Genomic DNA, 1,341 nt, shown 5'->3' with positions numbered 1-1,341 from the left:
TGGGTCACCGACATGCCCGGCCTGCTGCGTGCGGCCCGCGTCCTGGTCGACAACGCCGCCGGCCAGACCGCCGTACAGGCACTGGCCTGCGGGCTGCCCGTGGTGGGTTACCGCCCGCTGCCCGGCCACGGCGCGGAGGGCGTACGCCGGATGGCGGCCCTCGGCGTCTCGGAGACCGCCACGGACGCCGCCGCCCTGCTGCGCGCGCTGCGGCGGCTGTCGGCGGACGGCCCGTACCGGGAGCACCGGATCGCCCGCGGGCGGCAGCTCTTCCGGGGGGACGTACTGGCCCGGGTGACCGCACTCGCCGGTCCGTTCTCCGGGTGACCGGGCGCTCATGGCCCGTGCCGGTCGTCACCGGCCGGCCCCGTGCCGGGCGGCGGGGGCAGGGCCTCGGTGAACCGGTGCCCGTGATGGTGGAGGAGCCAGCGGCCGAACAGGGCGCCGCCGAAGATGACGAACCCCACGCCGATGAGCCAGGACTCGACGATGAGGACGACACCGACGGTGCCGTAGCTGATCGCGTTGTCGATGATCAGCGGGGTGAAGACGAAGTAGGAGAAGCCCCGCAGACCGATCAGGCCCGCCATGGTGGCGATCGCGCCCGGCAGCAGGTGCCACCAGCCGATCTGGCCGCCCAGCAGGAAGCGCTGCCCCCACCAGAAGAACAGCACGCCGGTCGCCAGCGAGAGGGTGATCCGTTCCGGCCCGTGCAGGGCGTCGCGGGTCAGTACCTCCTGGTAGAGGTACGCGGTCAGGACGCACAGCCAGGTCGCCTGGCGCCAGATGCGGTGCCACGGTCCCGGCGTCAGGTTCCACATCCGCTCGTAGCCGTTCTGGACGCTCCCGCCGAACGGGATGCCGAACGCGGCGAGTGCCAGCACACCCCACAGGCTGGTGGTGCCGATCACCTCGCGCGGTGGGCTGATGATCTCCGCGAGGAGGCGCGCGGACCGGCCGGACAACCCCATGCCGTCCGCCAGCCAGGCCGCGAAGCCGCCCCGCCCGAGCGGATCGGCGGCGGCGATCACGATGAGCAGGGGCGCCAGCGTGACCAGTGCCAGCGTGGCGAAACCCATGGCCCTGTGCATCAGTTCGATGTCACGGCCGCGCCGCATCAGGGTGTGGGCGCCCAGCCACTCCCACCCGTGCCGGAGCGTGCGCAGGCCACGCCTCACGGTGCGCTCCTTCGTCGGCTTGCGTACACGCACCCGTGCCGCCCCCTCGGCGGGCGGGACGAACCCGGGCGGGGAAGGTGCCCTCTCTCCTCGTGCGCGCGACGGGCGGGAGGGGGCCGCGCCCTCGCGGCCCGCGGCACGGCCCCGGCGCGCGTCCGCCGCC

The 1,341-nt window shown here is 74.3% G+C and carries 1 protein-coding gene and 1 pseudogene; one reads left to right on the top strand and one right to left on the bottom strand.

The window, feature by feature from the left end; genetic code table 11:
• Positions 1-327 (top strand): annotated as a pseudogene (locus B7767_RS22235) (galactosyldiacylglycerol synthase); the annotation flags it as partial.
• Positions 328-335: 8 nt separating this feature from the next.
• Here the strand turns inward: B7767_RS22235 and B7767_RS22230 are convergent.
• Positions 336-1,178, bottom strand: a complete 843-nt coding sequence (locus tag B7767_RS22230) for a ribonuclease BN (protein ID WP_085573752.1) — start codon at positions 1,176-1,178, stop codon at positions 336-338.
• Between the last annotated feature and the right edge of the window lie 163 nt (positions 1,179-1,341).

This window comes from Streptomyces sp. 13-12-16 (assembly GCF_002114215.1).
In the GTDB taxonomy this organism is placed as follows: Bacteria; Actinomycetota; Actinomycetes; order Streptomycetales; family Streptomycetaceae; genus Streptomyces.
The sequence above is the reverse complement of the archived record's forward strand: the minus strand, read 5'-3'. Positions and strand labels throughout refer to the sequence as shown.